Origin of the sequence: Agromyces agglutinans (genome assembly GCF_009647605.1) — a bacterium.
Taxonomy (GTDB): Bacteria; Actinomycetota; Actinomycetes; order Actinomycetales; family Microbacteriaceae; genus Agromyces; species Agromyces agglutinans.
Genome location: NZ_WJIF01000003.1, coordinates 117,023 through 138,729, shown reverse-complemented (window position 1 = coordinate 138,729; position 21,707 = coordinate 117,023). Strand labels below are relative to the sequence as shown.

The following is a 21,707-nucleotide window of genomic DNA, read 5'->3' as shown; positions in this document are numbered from 1 at the left end:
CGGTGTGACGAGCCTCATCCTGCGAACTCGAAGCAGCCAGGGGATGGCCGGTCGCCGGGCCGCGCGCGGAGAGAGCGCCCCGCGCTACGCGCGGAGCCAGACCGTGGTGTCGGCCGGGAGGCGGTCGCCGTCGAGCGGGCCCGAGGCGAGCAGCACGTCGCCGGCGGGCAGCGCGACCGGCTCGGTGCCGGTATTCGCGACCACGGTGATCTCGCCGTTGCGCAGGGCGAGCGTGCCGTCGACGTGGAGCCATTCGAGCGAGCCGGCCCCGAGCGAGAGCGACCGCCGCAGGCGCAGTGCGGCCTGGTACATCGAGAGGGTCGAGCCCTCGACGCCCTCCTGGCGGTCGCGCGCGAGCTCGGCCCACGAGTCGGGCTGCGGGAGCCACGAGGCGTCCGTCGGGCCGAAGCCGTACGACGGCGCGGAGGATTCCCAGGGGATCGGCACGCGGCATCCGTCGCGGCCGTAGCGCTCGCCGTCGGTGCGGAACCAGGTCGGGTCCTGGCGGGCGTCGTCGGGCAGGTCGATGACCTCGGGCAGGCCGAGCTCCTCGCCCTGGTAGAGGTAGGCGGAGCCGGGCAACGCCAGCATGAGCGCCGTGGCAGCCCGGGCGCGGCGCAGGCCGACCTCGTAGGTCGGGATGCCCTTCGACCGGGGCCCGAGGCCGTGGCCCTGCGGGTTCGCAGCCGTCACCGAGAGGCGCGTGGCGTGGCGGACGACATCGTGGTTCGAGAGCACCCAGGTCGAGGGCGCTCCGACGGATCCGAACGCCGCGAGCGACTCGTCGATGACCGTGCGCAGGGCGTCGGCGTCCCACGGCGTCTCGAGGTACGCGAAGTTGAACGACTGGTGCATCTCGTCGGGGCGCACCCACTTGGCGACCTTCGAGAGCGGGTCGACCCAGGCCTCGGCCGCGAGGATGCGCTCGCCCGGGTACTCGTCGAGCAGGCGCCGCCAGTCGCGGTAGACCTCGTGCACGCCCTCCTGCGCCCAGTACGGCGCTCCGTCGCCCTCCTCCTCGCTGATCGCGGGTTCGAGCGCGACGCCCGAGGCCTCTGCACCGAGCGTGTCGGGGTGGCCGCCGACCCCGCCGGCGCCGCCCATGCTGCCCGCGCCCTCGGCGGGGGTCCAGTCGGGCAGGCCGTCGGCCTTGATCAGGCCGTGCGCCACGTCGACGCGGAAGCCGTCGACGCCGCGGTCGAGCCAGAAGCGCAGGATGCGCCGGAACTCCTCGCGGACCTCTTCGTTGGTCCAGTCGAAGTCGGGCTGCGAGCTGTCGAACAGGTGCAGGTACCACTGGCCGGGCCGGCCCTCGGCGTCGAGGCTGCGGGTCCATGCGGGGCCGCCGAAGACGGACTCCCAGTTGTTCGGCGGCAGCTCGCCGGCGTCGCCGCGGCCGTCGCGGAACAGGTAGCGCGCGCGGGCGGCGCTGCCGGGCGCGGCGGCGAGCGCCTCCTGGAACCACAAGTGCTGGTCGGAGGAGTGGTTCGGTACGAGGTCGACGATGACCCGGATGCCTCGGGCATGCGCCTCGGCGACCATCGCGTCGAAGTCGGCGAGGGTGCCGAAGCGCGGGTCGACGTCGCAGTAGTCCGCGACGTCGTAGCCGGCGTCCTTCTGGGGGGAGGTGTAGAAGGGCGAGAGCCAGATCGCGTCGACGCCGAGCGCCTCGAGCGAGCCGAGGCGCGAGGTGATGCCGGCGAGGTCGCCCATGCCGTCGCCGTTCGCGTCGGCGAAGGAGCGCGGGTAGATCTGGTAGATCGCGGCGGTGCGCCACCATTCCGAAGTCATGCCGAAAACCCTACGACATTTCGTCATCTACTGGAAACGCTTGCAGTCGCAGTCGGTAACCCGTTGATCACGAACCGGTATCAATCAAAGCCTCCCGGTTTTGTGAACTTCTTGTATCGGGGTATACCTGTAATCGCTTGCATGCTGCGAGCGACTCCAACACGGAAGAACGGCCTTTCGGGCTCGGTGCGCGGCTCCGCCTCACGGCGGGGCGGGAGACATGCGCTCCAGCACCAGGCGAAGGCGCCGATTCACGCGAACTGAAGGGCACACCAATGAGGGTGAACAGGAAGAGCCTCCTCGCTGCGGGCGCCGTAGCCGTCGTGACGACGCTGGGATTGGCCGGATGCGCCGGCGACAGCGGCTCGACCGACGACTCGTCGGCCGCCAGCACGCTGACGGTCTGGGTCGACGCCGAGCGCGTGGACGCGCTCCAGGCCGCCGCCGACGCCTACAGCGAGGAGACCGGCGTCGAGGTCAAGCTCGTCGGCAAGGACAACGCCGACATCAAGGACGACTACATCCAGCAGGTGCCGACGGGCAAGGGCCCCGACATCACCATGGGTGCGCACGACTGGCTGGGCGAGCTCTCGACCAACGGCGTCGTCGCCCCGATCGAGCTCGGCGACTCCGCCGCCGACTACCTGCCCGTCGCCGTCGACGCGTCGACGTACGAGGGCACGACCTACATGCTTCCGTACGCGGTCGAGAACATCGCCGTGCTGCGCAACGCCGACCTCGTGCCCGAGGCCGCGACGAGCTTCGACGACATGCTCGCCAAGGGTCAGGCCGCAGGCCTCACCCAGCCGTTCGTCGTCGAGCAGGGCGCCGAGGGCAACCCGTACCACCTCTACCCGTTCCAGACGGCGTTCGGCGCCCCGGTGTTCGGCTCGAACGACGAGGGCTACGACCCGACCGACCTGCAGCTCGGCAACGCCGGCGGCGAGGCGTTCGCGACCTGGCTCGGCACGCAGGGCAAGAACGGCACCGGCGCGTTCAACACCGACATCGACGGCGACATCGCGAAGGACGCGTTCCTCACCGGCAAGGCGGCCTTCTGGCTGACCGGCCCGTGGAACGTCGGCGCCGCAGTCGACGGCGGCATCAACGTCGCGATCGACACGGTGCCGAGCCCCACCGGCGACCCGGCCCAGCCGTTCGCCGGCGTCAAGGGCTTCTTCATCTCCTCGGAGTCGAAGAACAAGGTCGCCGCGAACGACTTCCTGGTGAACTACCTCGGCAGCGAGGAGACGCAGCTCGAACTGTTCGAGGCCGGCAACATCCTCCCCGCGAACACGGCTGCCGCCGAGGCCGCTTCGAGCGACCCGATCATCGAGGGCTTCGCCGCCGTCGGCGCCGAGGCCGTGCCGATGCCCGCCATCCCCGCGATGGGTGCCGTGTGGCAGTACTGGGGCATCGCCGAGGCCGAGATCATCAACGGGGCCGACCCGGTCGCGACGTGGCAGAAGCTCGTGTCCGACGTGCAGGCGGCGATCGACGCCCGCTGATCCCCTCCGGTGGTCGAGTAGCGACGAAGGAGCGTATCGAGACCTGGTGACGGGTCTCGATACGCGTCCTCCTTCGTCGGGCGCTACTCGACCACCGGGCCGTCACCCACCGACGACACGGAAGACCATGCAGATGAGCACCACGATCGGCGACGACACCCGGCAGGATGCCCCGCCCGAGCGTCAGACGAAACGCCAACGGCAGGCGTCGGTCATCGCCGACGCGGCATCCGGGGGGATGAAGGTCTTCCTCGTCAAGCTCGTCGGGCTCGGCATCGTCGACGCGCTCGCGGTCTACGCGATCTTCGTGCTCATCGCGCACGACCAGTGGATCCCCACGGTGATCGTGGCCGCCGTCACCGCGCTCGTGAACTGGATCTACTTCTCGCGTCGCAAGCTCCCGGCGAAGTACCTGACGCCGGGGGTCATCTTCCTCGTCGTGTTCCAGGTGTTCGTGCTCCTCTACACGGGGTACATCGCCTTCACCAACTACGGCACGGGCCACAACGGCACCAAGGAGCAGGCGGTCTCGTCGCTCATGGCCTCGTCGCTGGAGCGGGTCGAGGACTCGCCGACCTTCCCGGTCTCGGTCGTCGAGCAGGCCGGGCAGCTCGGCCTCCTCGTCACCGATCCCGAGTCGGGCGACGCGTTCGTCGGCACGAACGACCAGCCCCTCGCCGAGGTCGACGCCGAGTTCGACGGCGACGCCGCGGTCGCGGCCGACGGATGGACCACCCTGCAGTTCGCCGACGTGCTCGCACGCACCGACGACGTCACGGCGCTCGCCGTCCCGTATTCCGACGACCCGAACGACGGCGCCATCCGCACGCCCGACGGCACCAGCGGGTACCTGTACGTCTCGAACCTCGAGTACGACGAGGCCGCGGGCACCATGACCGACCTCGAGACCGGCACGGTCTACGCCGACACCGGCGAGGGCGCCTTCACCGCCGAGAACGGCGAGCAGCTGCTGCCCGGCTGGCAGATCACGGTCGGCTTCGACAACTTCGTCCGCGCGGTGACCGATCCGCGCCTCGCGCAGCCGCTGCTCTACGTGACGCTGTGGACCTTCGCGTTCGCGCTCATCTCGGTCGCCTCGACGTTCTTCCTGGGCCTCTTCCTCGCCATCGTCTTCAACGACATGCGGATGCGCGGGCGCAAGGCGTACCGGGTCCTCATGATCCTGCCCTACGCGATCCCGTCGTTCCTGTCGGCGCTGGTGTGGGCGGGCATGATGAACCAGAGCTTCGGCTTCATCAACCAGGTGCTGCTGGGCGGGGCATCCGTGCCATGGCTGACCGACCCGTTCCTCGCGAAGATATCCATCCTGATCGTGAACCTGTGGCTGGGCTTCCCGTACATGTTCCTCGTGTGCATGGGCGCGCTGCAGTCGATCCCCGACGACATCCAGGAGGCCGCGAAGGTCGACGGTGCGAAGCCGTGGGCGATCTTCCGCCTGATCAAGCTGCCGCTGCTGCTCGTGAGCGTGGCGCCGCTGCTGATCGCGTCGTTCGCGTTCAACTTCAACAACTTCAACACGATCTACATGCTCACCGACGGCGGCCCGCGCGACTCGAACGCGCCGATCCCCGTCGGGTTCACCGACATCCTGATCACGATGGTCTACAAGGTCGCGTTCACCGGCCAGACGCGTGACTACGGTCTCGCGAGCGCGTACTCGATCATCATCTTCATCGTCGTCGCGGTGATCTCGATCATCGCCTTCCGCCGAACCAAGAGCCTCGAGGAGCTGAACTGATGGCCGCGCAGCACCCCGTTCCCGGCAGCCAGGCCGGCCTCATCGCCGGCGAGATCGGCGAGTTCCCGGATGCCTCGACCCGCGCCGTCACGTCGCAGGGCGACGGCACGCGGCACATCCCGACGAAGCGCCCGTTCTCGTTCGGCCGCTGGTTCGGCGCGACCGGATGGCGGCACCTCGTCGGCGTCGTGATGGTCGTCTTCTCGCTGTTCCCGATCGTGTTCGTCGTGTCGTCGTCGCTGAACCCGAACGGCACGCTGACCGGCTCGAACGCGCTGTTCTCGAAGATCGGCCTCGACAGCTACGTGCGCATCCTCTCGGATCCGCAGGTGCCGTTCGCCACGTGGTTCGCGAACACGCTGATCATCGCGGGCGTGACCGCGCTCGGTACGGTGTTCCTCGGCGCGCTCGCCGCGTACTCGTTCTCGCGCATGCGGTTCACGGGCCGGCGCTTCGGGCTCGTCTCCATCGTGGTCGTGCAGATGTTCCCGCAGTTGCTCGCCGTGGTCGCGATCTTCCTGCTGATGTCGACGATCGGCGACCTGTTCCCGGCGATCGGGCTGAACACGCACGTCGGCCTGATCATGGTCTACCTCGGCGGCGCGCTGGGCGTGAACACGTACCTGATGTACGGCTTCTTCAACACCGTGCCGGCGTCGATCGACGAGGCCGCGAAGATCGATGGGGCCGGCCACGCGCGCATCTTCTTCACGATCATCCTGCGACTGGTGGCGCCGATCCTCGCCGTCGTGGCGCTGCTGAGCTTCATCGCGTCCGTGAACGAGTTCGTCGTGGCATCGGTGCTGCTGATCGACACCGAGAACCAGACGCTCGCCGTCGGGCTCACGAAGCTCGTCTCGAATCCGCGCTACGCCGACTGGTCGGCGTTCTCGGCGGGCGCCGTGATGGCGGCGCTGCCGGTGGTCGCGCTGTTCCTGTTCCTGCAGAAGTACATCGTGGGCGGGCTGACCGCGGGTGCGGTCAAGTAGGTCGGATGCCTCGGGTGGGCGCCCGCGCGCAAGACGGGGGCGCCTCCGGTGCCGGGGAGACGCGCGTCAGATCCAGCCGAGCTGATGGGCGATCCACATGCCGACCGTCGACGCGAGCGCGATGACGACGCCGCCGGCGCCGAACGCGAGGCCGATGACGGTGGCGCGGTCGAGCTTGCGGCGCAGGCGTCGCCCGGCGGGGGCGACGGTGTTCGCCGAGCCGGCCGCACCGGCAACGCCACCCGCGCTCGCACCCGTCGCCCGCTCGTCGGCGTACCGGTCGGTGCGGTCGTGGAACTTCGCGCCGACCACCGCCCGGATGCGCTCGAACCGGTCCCACGTCGACGCCTCGGTCCAGGCGAATCCACCGGGCTTCATTACGATGAGCAAGTTGTCGCGCACCTCGACGTCGAGATCGCCGGTCTCGTCGATCAGCAGCGCCATGAGGTCGGGCGTGAAGACGTACAGCGCGTCGCGCTCGTAGCCCTTCGGCACGTACAGCCGGAAGTGCCGGTCGAAGTCGCCCTCGAGCGAGAGCCGCTGGTTCGACCGCGGCGGGCGCGCGAGGCTCGAGCGCAGCAGCCGGTCGTTGCGGCCGGCGTCGAGGATCATGTTGGGCAGGTACCGGGGCAGCTCGATCGCGAGATAGCCGACATCGATGCTCCCCGTGGACGAACCCAGGCTGACGCGCGTCGTCACGCGGATGCCCGACTTCGTGGTCCGCACCGATTCGGCCGTGCGGGTGCCGCCGCGCAGGTGCCCGGCCTGCCAGCCGTCGGCGATGACGAGGTCGTGTGCGGTGCCGTTCGCCACCTGTTCCCAGAGCCCGTCGCCGAGCGCGGGCGGGTCGCCGACGGCGCGGTACTCCCAGCCGTTCGCCGCCGCGAACGCCGCGAGGCGCGCACCCGTGGTCGGGGCGGCGTGGCCGGTGAGCAGCTCGAATCCGGTGGTCACCGGCACCTCCTTCGCGTCGCCGAGGCCGGCGACGCTTCATTCTGCACCACTGCTGCGGAACCGCCTGCCGGTGCCGTCGTGACGGTGCCCCACGAGAGGATGTCCCCATGCTGACGCCGCACCACGACGGATCCCCGCTGCACGTGTCGAACCCGGCGCCGGCCCTCGGCGAGGTGGTGCGCGTGCGGCTGCGCGTGCCGCCGGGGTTCGGCCCGCTCGAGTGGGTCGGCACGCGATCGAACCCGAACCGCGAACCCCGCTTCGACGAGGCGCGGCGGCTCGGCGAGGCGTCCGGGTGGGACTGGTACGAGGCATCCGTCGAGGTGGAGAACCCGGTGCACGGCTACCGGTGGCTGCTCGTCGGCGTCGACGGACGCCAGCACTGGCTGAACCAGGTGGGGCTCTCGTCGATCGAGACGCGCGACCACGACGACTTCCGGCTCGTGTCGCACGAGCCGGCGCCGGGCTGGGCGGCCGAGAGCGTCATGTACCAGGTCTTCCCCGACCGGTTCGCGAAGTCGGCGGATGCCCCGTTCGACGAGCTCCGCGCGCGCGGCGAGCTGCCCGCCTGGGCGATGCCCGCCGAGTGGGGCGACCCCGTCGACCCCGAGCCGCCCGGCCGCTCGCAGCAGGTGTACGGCGGCGACCTCGACGGCGTGCGCGAGCGCCTCGACCACCTCGTCGGGCTCGGCGTGAACCTGCTCTACCTGACGCCGGTGTTCCCGGCCCGGTCGAACCACCGGTACGACGCCTCCACGTTCGACCGCGTCGACGAGCTGCTCGGCGGAGACGACGCGCTGGTTCGGCTCGTCGAGGCGGCGCATGCCCGGGGCATCCGCGTCATCGGCGACCTCACCTCGAACCACTCGGGCGATGCGCACGAGTGGTTCCGCACCGCGCAGGCCGACCCGGCGTCGGCCGAGCGCTCGTTCTACTTCTTCGGGCCCGACGGCTCGTACGAGTCGTGGCTCGGCGTGCCGAGCCTGCCGAAGTTCGACTGGTCGTCGTCCGAGCTGCGCCGCCGGTTCGTCGAGGGCCCCGACTCGGTCGTCGCGAAGTACCTGAAGCCGCCGTTCGGGCTCGACGGATGGCGCATCGACGTCGCGAACATGACCGGGCGCCTCGGCGCCGTCGACCTGAACGCCGAGGTGCGCCGCACGATCCGCCGCACGATGCTCGACGTGAACCCCGACACGATCCTGCTCGGCGAGTCGACGAACGATGCGGCATCCGACTTCCAGGGCGACGCGTGGCACGGCGCGATGACCTACACGCCGTTCACACGCCCGCTGTGGAGCTGGCTGCAGCGGCCGGGCAGTCCCGCGGGCGGCGGCATCGGCTTCGCGCGGAACGCGGTGCCGGCGTTCACCGCGCGCGACTTCCTCGAGGCGCACCTGCGATTCGCGGCCGGGTTCCCGTGGCGCACGCGGATCGCGACGATGAACGCGCTGGACACGCATGACACGCCGCGCTTCCTCACGCACGCGCGGCCCGCAACCGTGCCGGTCGCGTTCGGCCTCGCCGCGACGATGCCGGGCATCCCCGTCGTCTGGGCGGGCGACGAGTTCGCGCTCACCGGCGCCGACGGCGAGGCGAGCCGCACGCCGATGCCGTGGGGGAGCGAGGCCGACCCGGCCGTCGAGCCGACGCTCGCGGCATACCGCGCGCTCATCGCGCTCCGGCGCGCGCACCCGGTGCTCGCGACGGGCGGCATCCGCTGGCTCGCGGCATCCGACGACGCGATCGCGTTCGTTCGCGAGGCGACGGATGCCTCGGTGCTCGTGTTCGCGGCCCGCGGCGCGGCCCGGCTCGGACTCGAGTCGGCGGCGCTGCCGCAGGCCGGGGCGGATGGGGCTGCCGATGTGACGGCGCCGGGCGCGGTGCCTGCGGCGCTCGTGTCGTTCGGCGAACCGCGGTTCGAGGCATCCGGTGCCGGGCACGCGATCGAGACGGATGCCGCCGCCTTCGGCACCTGGCTCCTGCCCGGAGTGGCCGCCCCCGAGACCTGACGCCGAGGGCCTGCGGCCGGCGGCCGCTCGCCGCGCGGATGGGTCAGCCGCCGATGATCACGGTGGGGGCGCCGGGGCCTGGGACGATCGGCGAGCCGTGCATCGACAGGTCGGCCAGCCGGGCCGCCGGGAACCCGCCGATGAGCACCGTGGCGCTGCCCTGCGCGATGCCGTTCGGTGGGCCGACGCAGACGATGCCGCCGGGGATGTTGTTCGCGACGGCCGCAGGCATGCCGACGATGAGCACCGTCGGGACGGCAGCGGCCGGGGTGATCGGGCCGCCGACGTGGGGCTTCGGGCCGTCGGCCAGCGGGCACACCGCCATGTCGCCGGCGCGGAGGGCTGGGCCGGTGGGCATCGTCACTCCTGGGTCGTCAGCAGCATGCCGGTGACGAGCACATTCGCACCGCAGGGGGTTGCCGCCGGGCCGGCCACGGCCGGGACGCACACGACCTTGATGAAGAGCTCGTCCTCGCTCTGGATCTCGATCGGCGTCACGAAGTGGAAGTCGAGGTCGCGGAAGTTCTCGAGCCCGGTCGACAGGATGGGCGCCGCGAGGTCGGCGTTCTCGATCGTCAGCGTGCCGAACGAGCCGGTCGGGTTCTGCAGCAGCAGGTCGGTGATGCGCAGCTGCGCGTTCGCGGGGATCGTGAACCGCTCGCTCTCGGCCGTCGCGCCGGCCGCACCCGACGCCGAGAAGCGCAGGTCGAGCTCGCTGCTCGTCACCGTCGGGCCCGGGGCGACCGGGTCGACGGGATCCGTGGGCTGGCCGACCGCCGCCTTGGCCTCGTTCGCGGCCTGCGCCGCCTCGTCGGCCTGCTGGGCGGCGGCATCCGCTCGATCGGTCGCATTCGCGACCGGGCCCTCGATGGCCTCTTTCGCGGTCGCCTCGATCGCGGGCTTCAACACCAGGAACCAGAGCGCGATCAGCGCGAGCAGCAGGAGCAGCAGCGCGAGCAGTGCCTTCCACAGCCAGCGCGGGAACACCCGCTGCTGCGTGTAGCTGCCCTCGAGGGTGCGCGGTTCGGGGGCGTCGAGGCCCTGCGGCACGATCGTGAGCTGAAACGGATGGTTCACGTCCTGGCCGCGCCACACGCGCTTGCGCGGGTGCAGGTCGACGTCGACGAACAGCGCATGGCCCGGATGGACGTGGATGTCGGGGGTCGGCGTCGTGATCGAGAGGGCGTCGGTGCTCGTGCCGGCGATCTCGGCGATGAGCGGCACGCTGCCGCGGTTGTCGACGGCGAGGCGGACGCGCTTGCGCCCTCGACCGCGCGAGATGCGCGGAACGAGTTCGGCGTCGACCTCGGCGAACGGCAGGATCTCGAGCTCGGCCTCGGCCGACGCCGCGAACTCGGGCTGCTCGGCGGGCTGCACGCGCACGCCCACGGCCACCATGCCCGGCAGCGCCTCCGATGTGCGCGGCGGCGAGACGGTGACCACGGTCGTCTCGGACGTGCCGGGGTAGATCGTCAGCCGGTCGGGTTCGATCGTCGTCCAGCCCGCGACGGGTCCGACGGGCGCGAGCGAATAGGACTCGACGAGCAGCGAGTCGTTCGCGACGGTCAGCGTGAACGTCGTGGACTCGCCCGGGAGGACGGACGCCGAGCGCGGCTCGAGCGTCGCAGTGGTCGCCATGTCGTCACGGTACGGGCGCCGGCGCTCGGCACGGCAGCCCGAGCGGACACCGGCTCGTGCAGATCGGTTGCCCGTTGAGTCCTTGTTTACTGCGCGAAGAGCACCGGGGAGCAGGATGCAGGCACCGCATCAACCCGATGACCAGGTGCGGCCGACCTGATCTCAGGGGGAAGATCATGACCCGAACCACCGTGCGCGTCTTCGCGCGCGATCCGATTTCCGAAGCCGGCGTCGCGAGCCAGCTGCGCCCGCGGCCGGAGGTGCGCGTCGTCGCACCCGAGGAGGAGCCGCCCGACGTCGTGCTCGTCATCGTCGAGCGCGTCGACGACGAGGCCGTCAACTCCATCCGGTTCCTGCGCCGCAACGGTGACGCGCACGTCGTGCTCGTCGTATCGGACCTCGACGACCAGGGGCTCGTGCGCGCGGTCGAGAGCGGGGTCGTCGGGCTCGTGCGCCGGGCCGAGGCGACTCCCGACCGGCTGACCGCGGCCGTCGTGGGTGCCGGGCGAGGTGAGGGCAGTGTGCCGCCCGACCTGCTCGGGCGCCTGCTCGACCAGGTCGGACGGCTCCAGCGCACCGTGCTCGACCCGCGCGGCCTGACCTTCACCGGGCTCGCCGCGCGCGAGGTCGAGGTGCTGCGCCTCGTCGCCGACGGCTGCGACACCGCGCAGATCGCGAGGCAGCTCTCGTACTCGGAGCGCACGGTGAAGAACGTGCTGCATGACGTGACCACGCGGTTGCAACTGCGCAACCGCTCGCACGCCGTCGCGTACGCGGTGCGCGAGGGGCTCATCTGACGGATGCCTCGGCGCTGCCCGTGCGGGCAGTGCCGGGTGCCCCGATCGATGCCCGGCGCCGTGCGGGGGCGGCAGCCCGGCAGTCGCAAGGTTGGAACGTGGCGAGAGGACCATCATGCGCATCGCGCGCCCGCTGACCGCGGTCGTCGCCGCCATCGTGCTGGTGGCGGGCGGCGCGGTCACGCCTGCGTGGGCGCAGACGCCGGCCGGCGCAGCGGATGCCTCGGTGAACGGGACTCGGCCTGGCGTCGTGCCGACCGACGAGGGCGGCGGCGGCACGAGCGACGGCGGTGACCCGGCGGACCCGGGCGACGACTCAGGTGCCGGTGGCGGTTCCGGTACAAGCGATGGCCCCCCTGGTGGCGGCACTGGCGACGGTGGCACACAAGACGGACCGGACGACGGCCGAGGGTTCGATCTGTCCGTCTCGCTGAACCCGCAAGCCGGGCCGGCGGGCGGCTCGTTCACCGCGACGATCACGGTTCGCAACATGACCGCCACGGCGCCCGCGAACGCCTCGCTCTTGGGTGTCGAAGTGAAGTCGACGTATGCCTCGGCCAAGCGCGAGCCGGCATCGTCGTGCCCGGAGTGGGTCGGTCCGCCGCCGACGTACCCGGTCCGTTCCACGCCGACCACACCCTCGTCCGGGGACCATTGCCTCCTGTCGGGGCTCCGCGACCCCGGCGGTTTGGCCTCGTTCACCGTGACCTACTCGACGGCGGGCATCCGGCCACCGCTGGTCTCGAAGATCATCGCAACGGTCGCGATCTGGCGGATCGGCGGAGGTGACGCGTGGGTGTACTCCGGCCTGCATCCCCTCAACCGCGCGACCGACAGTGCGGATCGAGCGACCGGGCCGCTGTACACGCTGTCCGTGTTCGGGCCCGACCTGACGATCGGGGCACCAGATGGCGAGGAACTCGCGGCGATCTACCAAGCGACGACGACGGAAGCCGCGATGACCGGACTCAATACACCCAGCGACGTGGTGGGGTTCGTCCTCAGGCTCTCCTGGCCCGACGGCTTGATCCGCACCGGCGAGGCGCCGCCGGGTTGCGAGGCTGACGGATCATCCAGCCTGCTGTGCACCGTCGATCCGGCGAATCGTGTGCCCACAACCGAGCAGACGTGGGACGACGAGTTTCCGCGGCTGGTGATGACGCACCGGCTGACGTTCGTCCATCCGACGTCGCAGACCGAACGCGAACGACTGGGCGCGTTCACGCTCGGCATGCACGAGGGTTGGTACTTCGACTACGTGCCGCCTCGGATCGCGGTTGCGCCGACTCCATCACCGCCGCAATACCGGCTGGCATCCGCGCAGGCACGAACGCGCGTGATACCCGCCGCGCACCGCGCAGCGGCTCCGGCGGCCCGCCCGCCTGGCCTTCCGGACCTCCCACCAGAGTGGGTCGGTTCCGCGAGCAGCCCATACGCAATCCTCGATCGGGTCTTCCCGACGACGACGGCTGTCGACGAGCCGTACGCGCCACCCGGGGGCGAGGCTACAGCGGTCTTCACCGTTACGCACGCCCCCGACGTGACGACGACGCTGCCCGGTGTCCGCGTCGCCATCCGACTCGACTGGCCCTCATTCCTCGAGCCGATCGCGGATCCCGCCGGCTGCGCGGAGTACTTCGACGGGGTCTGCACGATGGTGGGACTCGATCAGGCGGGAGCCTCGGTCGAGATCAGTATGTCGTTCCGGATCGCGGACGACGCCGAGGGCACCGGTTGGCTCTCCGCGTCTTCCGAATCCGTCGTGGTGATGTTCCCCTCGGAGGACGGCGTGATCCCGATCAGCTATCCCGACCGTTGGATCGAGTACTCCGAGGCTCCGATCACGGTCATCGCCGACGTCTTCGTCACGCAGGTCACCCTCGATCGCGACCGCACGTGGCCGGGCGGTGAGGAGGTGCTCGCCACCGTCCGCGTGCAATGGGCGAAGGCGCTGCCGGACGCCAGGCAGAGCCGCGTCTTCGTGAGCCTCGAACTCGGGTGGGACGAGGGCGTGGCCGAGCTCGTCGAGCCGCCGGGCATCGACGGTTGCGCTCCGCTCGAGGAGCGGGTCTGCACGCTCCAGGACTGGACCGGACCGGGCGAGGTCAAGGAGGTGACGTTCCGGCTCGACCCGTCGGCCGTCGGCCGGCTCGACGTCACCGCGACGCCCGTGTTCATCGGTCTCGGCGTGCCGAGGGATGCCAGCGAGCTGCCGCTCGAGTGGTTCGCGGGCGACGAGGTATCCGCCACCGTGCTCGACGCGCGATTCGACGTCGACCTGGTGCTGGATCGCAACCCGATCTACCACGGCGGCCTGCCGTTGCGGGCGCACGCGACGCTTACGCGAACGCCGGCGACCGACGGCGGGCCGGGCTACGTGCCCACGCTGCCGAATGCCGACGCGGAGCTGGTCTTCGAGTGGCCCGACTCGACGCCGGCCGGTCAGCCGACGACGCACCTCACGCTCGGCTCGGTCGAGAACTGCCCGGGTTTCGCCGTCGACACGTGCGTCAAGACCGGAGTCGACGCGGTCGGGGCGACCGCCGACACCACCCTCGCGTTCGCACCGCCCGCCGCGGGTGCGCCGCACGACCCGCTGCCGGCTGCCGTGTCGGTGACGGTCGAGCGGGCCTCGTTCGACGTCACGACGTACACGCTGCCGCCGCTGCCTCCGCCGCCGGAGGACCCCGACTGCGATTCCGACGACGATGCGTGCTGCGACCCCGAGTCCGAGGACTGCTGCGAACCCGGCACGCCCGGCTGCCCGGTCGATCCGATGGATGAGCCCATCGTGGGCATCGAACGCGTCGACGTGCCCGGGGCCTGGCTCGGCGAGGACGCCGAGCCGTACACCCTGCTCCAGCCCGTGGCGTGGTTCTCGCCGGCGGTGGCGAATCCGGGCGACGTGGTGACGGTGTTCGGCCGGTACTTCCCGCCGGGGGAGACGACGAACGTGCAGTGGGAGCTGCAGCACGCACCGGCCACGCCGAGCAACTTCCCGACGTCGTTCGTCGCCGGCCCGCTCGGAACCGACACGCGTCGCGACATCGTCGTGTTCCGACGGTCGCTGCAGGGCTCCCGCTGGGCCGTCATCTCGAGCCCCCTCGGCACGTTCGGAACGGTGGACTCGAGCCCCGTGCTCATCACGCCGCGGTCCTCGGTGGGCCCCGACCTGGTCGGGAGGGGCGGATGATCGGCGAGATCGACGACGCCATGAAGGCGATGGTCCGCGAGGCGCCGGGCATCGGCAAGGACATCGAGGTGGTGCTCGACGCGCCCACGAAGGACTGGGCGGCGCGCCGCAACGCGCCGACGGTCGACCTGTTCCTCTACGACATCCGCGAGGACGTGAAGCGGCGCGAGACCGGGTTCCTCGAGGAGCGCGACGAACGCGGCATCGTCGTCTCGCGGAGCCCGGCGCCCCGTTACTTCAAGCTGTCGTACCTCGTGACCGCGTGGACCCAGCGTCCCGACGACGAGCACCGGCTGCTCGACGCGCTGATGCGGTGCTTCCTCAAGTTCGACGCGATCCCCGAGGCGTTCGTGGTCGACACGCTCGCCGAGACCGGCCTTCCGGCGTGGATCTCGATCGCGCTCCCGCCGCCCGAGGACCGGGCGTTCGCCGACGTGTGGTCGTCGCTCGGCGGCGAGTTGAAGCCGTCGCTGGATGTGGTCGTCACGGCGCCGATCACGACCGGCGTGCTCTACCGCGTCGGCCCGCCCGTGAGCGCCGGCGTGCGCGGCGACTTCAGCTGGATCGGCGTCGGCGCCGCCGAGGACCGGATGCAACGCTCGCCGCAGCAGGAGCCCTGATGATCGAGGATCCGAACCTCACGCACCTGCTCGGCCGGCTCGGCGTGATCGAGGATCGGATCCGCAGGCTCGTGGCGTCGCGGCACGCGGTCGACCCGCAGCCCGACGACCCGTTCCGGGGCCTGTACCTGAGCGATGAGCTCATCGACCGGCTGCTGGGGGAGGCGCGCGGCGTTCCCGACTGGTCGGATGCCTCGGCGCGACTGGCCGCGTGCGAGCAGGGCGCCGACCTCGCGGAGGCGGCGGGCCACCGGCTGCGGCTGCGCGAGGTCGCCGAGACGTTCGGGCTCAACGACCTCGACGTCGACCTGCTCGTCGTCGGCCTCGCGGCCGACCTCGACCCGCGGTTCGAGCGCTTCTTCGGGTACTTGAACGACGACGTGAGCCGCCGGCGCCCCTCGGCCGCGCTCGCGATGGAGCTGTGCGGCGTCGCGCTGACCTCGGCCGGCGACCGGGCGCGCCTGGTCAGCGGGCCCCTGATCACCGGATCGCTGCTCGCGCTCGACGACGTCGACCGGCCCCTGCCGACCCGCGCCCTGCGCGTGCCCGACCGGATCGTCGGGCACCTCCTCGGCGACGACGTCGGCGACCGCGCGCTCGACGGCGTGCTCCACGAGCCCGCCCCGATCGACTGGGGCGACGGCGGCGAGGTGGCGCGTGCGCTCGCCGCGGGCATCCGATCGGTGTACGTGCGCGAGCACGCGACGAGCTCGGGCCGGGCGATCGCGTCCGACGCGCTGCGCTCGGTCGGGCTCGACCCGATCGAGCTCGACCTCGCGCGCATCGGCACCGACGACGACGGCGTGCAGCTCGCCCGCCTCGCCGTGCGCGAGGCGCGGCTGCGCCGTGCGGGACTCATCGCCGCCACGGTCACGCCCGAGCTGCCGGCGTCGGTGCTCGATGCGCTCGACGCCTCCCCGCAGCCGACGGTGCTCGTCGGCGAGGCCGTGTGGGACCCGTCGCGGGCCACGACGCATCCGGCCGTCGTCGATGCGAGGGCGAGCACCACGGCCGAGCGGGTCGAGCTGTGGCGCCGCGAACTCGGACCGGCCGGCAAGCGCCTCGACGTGGCATCCACGACCGCGCAGTTCCGGCTGCGACCGGAGCAGGTGCGCCGAGCCGCGCGCACCGCCCGCACGCAGGCGACCCTCTCGCACGACGGCGCGGTAACGGTCGCGGATCTCGCGGCCGGCGCCCGCGCCGAGAACGGTTCGGCGCTCGACCGGCTCGCGCGGCGGGTCGAGCCCGCCGTCGGCTGGGACGACCTCGTGCTGCCCCGGTCGACGCTCGAGGCGCTGCGCGAGATCGAGCTGCGCGCGCGGTACCGGGAGCAGGTGCTCGGCGATTGGGGGATGCGCCCGGGCGGCGGGCGCGGCCACGGCGTCGTCGCGCTGTTCGCCGGCGACTCGGGGACCGGCAAGACCATGTCGGCCGAGGTCGTGGCGCGCGAGCTCGGCCTCGACCTCTACGTGGTCGACCTCTCGACCGTCGTCGACAAGTACATCGGCGAGACCGAGAAGAACCTCGACCGCATCTTCACGGCCGCCGCCGGCACGAACGCGGTGCTCCTCTTCGACGAGGCCGACGCGGTGTTCGGCAAGCGCAGCGAGGTGAAGGACGCCCACGACCGCTACGCGAACGTGGAGAGCGCGTACCTGCTGCAGCGCATGGAGACCTTCGACGGGCTCGCCGTGCTCGCGACGAACCTGCGCGCGAACATCGACGAGGCGTTCACCCGGCGGCTCGACGTGATCGTCGACTTCCCGATGCCGGATGCCACGCAGCGCGCGGCCCTCTGGGACCGGTGCCTCGGCGGGCAGGTCGCCCGCGGCGCCGACCTCGACTTCGCGTTCCTCGGCGACTCGTTCGAGCTCGCGGGCGGCGCGATCCGCTCGGCGGCCGTCACAGCCGCGTACCTCGCGGCCGCCGACAGCGGTTCCGTGAGCATGCGGCACCTCGTGCTCGCGGTCGAACGCGAGTACCGCAAGCTCGGCCGGCTCGTCGTCGAGCGCGAGTTCGGCCGCTACTGGCCGGAGGTGTCGGTCTCATGATTGCCCGATCGTGCAGAGCACGCGGCCGGACGGGCAGAGCCTGCGACGCATCGGCGTCGCAGGGCGTGCAATGGAATGACGCGAGGGAGGTGTGCCATGCGCATCCACGATGAGGAGCACGGCGTCGACGTCGCCGCCCACGACCGATCGGGCCGTCAGTCCGAGCCGTCGCTCGCGGGGCTCGCCGGGCATCGGATGGACGTGCTCGGCCGGGACTCACTGCTGCGGCTGCAGCGCGAGGCCGGGAACGGGGCGGTGAGCGGCCTGGTCGCCGAGCAGGAGGCCGAGCCGCAGCGCTCGCCCGTGCTCGACGTGGTGCAGTCGGGCGGCGGTTCGCCGCTCGAAGGCGGCGTGCGCGAGGACATGGAGTCGCGCCTCGGCGCCGACTTCTCCGACGTGCGCGTGCACACGGGCGCCGATGCGCACACGTCGGCCCAGTCGGTCGGCGCGCACGCGTACACGGTCGGCAGCAACGTCGTGTTCCAGCGAGACGCCTACGACCCGTCGAGCACCGCCGGGCGCACCACGCTCGCCCATGAGCTCACGCACGTCATGCAGCAGCGTTCGGGTCCCGTCGACGGTTCGCCCGCGGGCGGCGGCGTGAGTGTCAGCGACCCGGGAGACCGGTTCGAGACGGCCGCCGCCGAGAACGCGACACGCGTCATGAGCGAGCCGGCGCCGGTGCAACGCGAGACGGATGCCTCGGCCGCGAGCTCTGCGGCCAGCGTCCAGCGCGAGGGCGAGGAGGAGGAGGAGCCCGTGCAGGGTCTCTTCGTGCAGCGCGAGGAAGCGGCCGAGGAGGCCGAGGAGGAACAGGCGGAGGGCGCCTGACCCATGCCGCACCTGCAGGCCGCGCACGCGCACGGTCGGGCGAGCGCCGCGACCGCGGGCCGTGCCGCCCCCGGGGACGACCGGTCGCCGCGGGCCCAGGTCATGCGATTGCAGGCCGGCGCCGGCAACGCCGCCGTGGCCGCGATGCTCGGCGGCGCCCCGACGAGGCATCCGGTGCAGCGACTCGTGCAGGCGACTGCAGCCGCCCCGCCCGTGCCGCCCCCACCGCCGGCGCCCTCGCGGCACCCGGGGCTCGCGGCGGCGAAGCGCTCGGTGCGCTCCGCGACGGCCACGATGGCGAGGCATCCGTCGACCGCCTCGAAGGTGGCCGCAGCCGCGAAGGCCGCGCAGCCGCCCGCCGGCGACCGCGACGCGCAGGCGAAGGCCGCGAAGGCCGCCGAGATGGGCGCCGCGCCTCCGGGGGCATTCGACAAGGCGGCGTTCGTCGCGGCGGTGAAGGCCGCGATCGACAAGCAGGCGCCGAAGACGCTCGAGGACGCCGACGAGTTCGGCACGTCCGGGAAGTCGGATGCGATCGCGGCCGAGGTGCGCGGCAAGGTCGCGCAGGGCAAGGAGGGTGCCGCGAAGCCGATGGGCGAGGCATCCGCCAAGCCGCCCGACGCCTCGAAGGCCGTCGTCAAGGACGTCGAGCCGGTGCCTCCCGAGGCGCCGGTCGCGGCGCCGCGCATCGACGCCGGCCAGGCGGCGCCGTCGCGCGCTCCACCCGAGCAGCTCGACCTCTCGCACGGTCCCGCCGAGACCAAGGGCCGGATGGCGGAGGCCGACGTCACCGACGAGCAGCTCCGCAACTCGAACGAGCCGGAGTTCACCGGCGCGCTCGCCGCCAAGCAGGACGCGGAGCAGCACGCCGCCACCGCGCCCGCCGCCGTGCGCACGCACGAGGGCCAAGTGCTCGCGGGGGCGCGACAGGATGCCGGCGCCCAGGGCGCCGAGGCCGCGGTCGGCATGGCGGGCGCGCGCACGACCGGCCAGGCCGGCGTCGCCGCGAAGCAGCAGCAGGCCCGCTCCAACGACGAGCGGGAGCGCGCCGAGGTCACCGCGAACGTGACCCGGCTCTTCGACGAGACGAAGACCGCGGTCGACGCGATCCTCGCGGGCATCGACCCGCAGGTCGAGAAGGCGTTCACCGACGCCGAGGGCAAGGCGAAGCAGGCCTTCACCGAGCAGCACACGCGCGAGATGCGCGCGTTCCGCGATCGCCGGTATTCGGGGATCGGCGGCGGCGCGCTCTGGGCGGCGGACCTGCTCCTCGGGCCGGAGCCCGAGGTGAACGAGATCTTCCAGCGAGCCCGCGCGACCTACGAACGCGAGATGACGAAGGCGATCAACGCCATCGCCGACCTCGTGGGCCGCGAGCTCACGCGCGCCAAGGACCGCGTCGCCGAGGGCCGCACGAAGATCGACGCGTACGTGAGGGGCCTGAAGCCGTCGCTGCAGAAGGTCGGGTCGGATGCCGCGAAGGAGGTCGGCGGCCGCTTCGACGAGCTCGAGCAGTCGGTCGACGAGAAGGGGCAGGCGCTCGCCGAGGACCTCGCCGCGAAGTACGTCGAGGCGCGCACCGCGGTCGACGACGAGATCACCAAGATGCAGGAGGAGCACAAGGGGCTCGTCGACCAGGCCAAGGACGCCGTCGGCGGGGCGGTGCAGACGATCCTGAAGCTCAAGGACATGCTGCTCGGCGTGCTCGCCCGCGCCGCGGGCGCGGTCGAGAAGATCATCAAGGACCCGATGCAGTTCCTCTCGAATTTCGTCAATGCCGTGAAGGCGGGCGTGCAGGGATTCCTCTCGAACATCGGCGAGCACCTCAAGAAGGGTCTGCAGGGGTGGCTCTTCGGCGCGCTCGGCGAGGCCGGCATCGAACTGCCCGAGAAGTTCGACCTCAAGGGGATCATCAAGCTCGTGCTCTCGCTCCTCGGCCTCACGTGGGCGAACCTCCGGGCGCGAATCGTACGCCAGGTGCCCGAGCCCGTGATGGAGAAGCTCGAGCAGACCGCCGAGGTGCTGCAGATCCTCCTGAGTGAGGGCGTCGGAGGCCTCTGGAAGTTCATCGCCGCGAAGCTCACCGATCTCAAGGAGACGGTCATGGGCAAGGTGCGGGAGTTCGTGCAGTCGAAGATCATCACCGCAGGCATCACCTGGCTGATCTCGCTGCTCAACCCGGCGGCCGCCTTCGTGAAGGCCTGCAAGATGATCTACGACGCCGTCATGTGGTTCGTCGACAACGCCGAGCGCATGAAGGACTTCGTCGACTCGGTGCTCGACTCGGTCGAGTCGATCGTCGCCGGCGGTGTCGGCCGGGTCGCCGGCCTCATCGAAGCGACCATGGCACGCACGGTGCCGATGATCATCAGCGGACTGGCGTCGCTTCTCGGCCTCGGCGGCATCGGAGCCAAGGTGAAGGGCATCATCGAGAGCATTCAGAAGCCGGTGAACAAGGTCGTCGACTCGATCATCGGCGGCGTGATCAAGGCCGCCGGGCCGTTGATCCGGGCCTTCAAGCGCGGAGCCGGATGGGCGAAGGGCAAGGTCGAGGCCGGCAAGAAGTGGGTGAAGGGGAAGGCAGCTGCTCTCGGTGAGGCGCTCGGCATCATCAGGAAGCCGTTCACTGCCGCGGGGGAGCAGCACACCCTGAGCTTCGATGCACGCGCGAGCAAATTCGTCCTGGCGTCGACTCCGACACCACTCGAGGTCGCGCTGAAGCGCATCGTCGGCGGCAGCGACAACGCTGCTCTGAACGCGAGGGTCACGGAGATCATCGCCGCGGCGACGCGTGTCGCGAGCATCGTGGGGAGGTCCGAACCCGACAAAGCGAAGGCTGCCGCACTGGTCGCAGAGCTCGTGCCGAAGATCGCTGCATTGATCGCAGATTCGAAGAAGGCCGGGCCGGCGGGGAAGGGCACGTCGACGGAGCAACAGTCCGCGAAGCTCGTTGGGAATATCGCCCCGCATTCCAGCCAACCCTCGCCGCGTCCGCACCTCTGGTCGGAGCACGTCATACCAGACGGCTACGTGAGCGCCGTGCTGCTTGCTCACGGGGTTCCGGAGACTTCTGAAAATGAGTACGACCGCATGCCAACGGTGCTCCTCTGGATCGGTGCGCGGCAGCAGAAAGACTTCAAGCGTCTTCAGCCGGGGGAGATCTCAGGCGATCTCACGCTCTCGAAGTCGGTGAAGGGGCGAGCCAAGTCCGGCCAGGGCGCCGGGCGGTCCGCTGCAAGCATGGCTCGCGCCTATTCGCTTCTCGCCACTGGGGCGATCAAGCGCACGATCGCTGCGGTCGAGCGCGACCACGCGATGAACGGTGAGTCACGCAAGGCCAGGGGAGTCATTGCTCAGATGAAGCCGGATGCGAACACCATCCGCCAGGCGGCGGCAGCGCAGCTCGCCGTCGCGGAGCAGATCTTCGCCAAGCTCGGCAAAGATGCTCTTTCCAAGGGCTCCGCAGAATGGTGGCGCAAGTAGTCCGCGGCACCCGCCTCACCCTTCGGCACCCTCGGTGCCGAAGTGCTTAGGTGCCGAGGTGCCGAGGTGCCGTGGTGCCGAAGT

At 71.2% G+C, this 21,707-nt stretch carries 14 protein-coding genes; 10 read left to right on the top strand and 4 right to left on the bottom strand.

Features of this window, described 5'->3' with window-relative positions; all coding sequences use genetic code 11:
• Positions 1-84: 84 nt before the first annotated feature.
• Complete coding sequence (locus GE115_RS06840) at positions 85-1,818, bottom strand: glycoside hydrolase family 13 protein (RefSeq protein ID WP_216648780.1); 1,734 nt, start codon at positions 1,816-1,818, stop codon at positions 85-87.
• Between the two features lie 248 nt (positions 1,819-2,066).
• On the opposite strand from GE115_RS06840, the gene GE115_RS06835 reads away from it, so the two are divergent.
• The 3 genes from GE115_RS06835 (at position 2,067) to GE115_RS06825 (ending at position 6,047) form a co-directional block, all read left to right on the top strand.
• Positions 2,067-3,299, top strand: a complete 1,233-nt coding sequence (locus GE115_RS06835) for a sugar ABC transporter substrate-binding protein (protein ID WP_153684057.1) — start codon at positions 2,067-2,069, stop codon at positions 3,297-3,299.
• A gap of 133 nt (positions 3,300-3,432) precedes the next feature.
• Positions 3,433-5,058 carry an ABC transporter permease subunit gene (locus tag GE115_RS06830; RefSeq protein WP_153684056.1) on the top strand — a complete coding sequence of 542 codons (1,626 nt, stop codon included), beginning with the start codon at positions 3,433-3,435 and terminating at the stop codon, positions 5,056-5,058.
• A complete protein-coding gene (locus GE115_RS06825; RefSeq protein ID WP_153684055.1) occupies positions 5,058-6,047 on the top strand; it encodes a sugar ABC transporter permease in 990 nt (329 codons plus the stop codon). Before GE115_RS06830 ends, GE115_RS06825 begins: the two co-directional genes overlap by 1 nt.
• Positions 6,048-6,113: 66 nt before the next feature.
• Here GE115_RS06825 and GE115_RS06820 read toward each other — a convergent pair whose 3' ends face one another.
• Positions 6,114-7,001, bottom strand: a complete 888-nt coding sequence (locus tag GE115_RS06820) for a hypothetical protein (protein ID WP_153684054.1) — start codon at positions 6,999-7,001, stop codon at positions 6,114-6,116.
• A 107-nt stretch (positions 7,002-7,108) separates the two neighbouring features.
• On the opposite strand from GE115_RS06820, the gene GE115_RS06815 reads away from it, so the two are divergent.
• The gene (locus GE115_RS06815; protein WP_153684053.1) at positions 7,109-9,010 is read left to right on the top strand and encodes a glycoside hydrolase family 13 protein; all 1,902 of its coding nucleotides are present in this window, start codon (positions 7,109-7,111) and stop codon (positions 9,008-9,010) included.
• A 43-nt stretch (positions 9,011-9,053) separates the two neighbouring features.
• Here the strand turns inward: GE115_RS06815 and GE115_RS06810 are convergent, their stop codons facing one another.
• Positions 9,054-9,368: a PAAR domain-containing contractile injection system baseplate protein gene (locus GE115_RS06810; protein WP_153684052.1), complete on the bottom strand. Its 315-nt coding sequence runs from the start codon at positions 9,366-9,368 to the stop codon at positions 9,054-9,056.
• A gap of 2 nt (positions 9,369-9,370) precedes the next feature.
• A complete protein-coding gene (locus GE115_RS06805) occupies positions 9,371-10,648 on the bottom strand; it encodes a COG1470 family protein (protein WP_153684051.1) in 1,278 nt (425 codons plus the stop codon).
• Between the two features lie 176 nt (positions 10,649-10,824).
• Here GE115_RS06805 and GE115_RS06800 point away from each other — a divergent pair, with 176 nt between their 5' ends.
• The 6 genes from GE115_RS06800 (at position 10,825) to GE115_RS06775 (ending at position 21,623) form a co-directional block, all read left to right on the top strand.
• Complete coding sequence (locus GE115_RS06800) at positions 10,825-11,445, top strand: response regulator transcription factor (RefSeq protein WP_153684050.1); 621 nt, start codon at positions 10,825-10,827, stop codon at positions 11,443-11,445.
• A gap of 115 nt (positions 11,446-11,560) precedes the next feature.
• Positions 11,561-14,638 (top strand): hypothetical protein, encoded by a 3,078-nt coding sequence (locus tag GE115_RS06795; protein WP_153684049.1) that lies wholly within the window; start codon positions 11,561-11,563, stop codon positions 14,636-14,638.
• Positions 14,635-15,258 carry a Pvc16 family protein gene (locus GE115_RS06790; RefSeq protein WP_153684048.1) on the top strand — a complete coding sequence of 208 codons (624 nt, stop codon included), beginning with the start codon at positions 14,635-14,637 and terminating at the stop codon, positions 15,256-15,258. The genes GE115_RS06795 and GE115_RS06790 overlap by 4 nt, the downstream gene beginning before the upstream one ends.
• Positions 15,258-17,309: an ATP-binding protein gene (locus GE115_RS06785; RefSeq protein WP_153684047.1), complete on the top strand. Its 2,052-nt coding sequence runs from the start codon at positions 15,258-15,260 to the stop codon at positions 17,307-17,309. The genes GE115_RS06790 and GE115_RS06785 overlap by 1 nt, the downstream gene beginning before the upstream one ends.
• 96 nt (positions 17,310-17,405) lie before the next feature.
• Positions 17,406-18,140: an eCIS core domain-containing protein gene (locus tag GE115_RS06780; RefSeq protein ID WP_153684046.1), complete on the top strand. Its 735-nt coding sequence runs from the start codon at positions 17,406-17,408 to the stop codon at positions 18,138-18,140.
• Positions 18,141-18,143: 3 nt separating this feature from the next.
• Positions 18,144-21,623: a phage tail protein gene (locus GE115_RS06775; RefSeq protein ID WP_153684045.1), complete on the top strand. Its 3,480-nt coding sequence runs from the start codon at positions 18,144-18,146 to the stop codon at positions 21,621-21,623.
• Positions 21,624-21,707 lie beyond the last annotated feature (84 nt).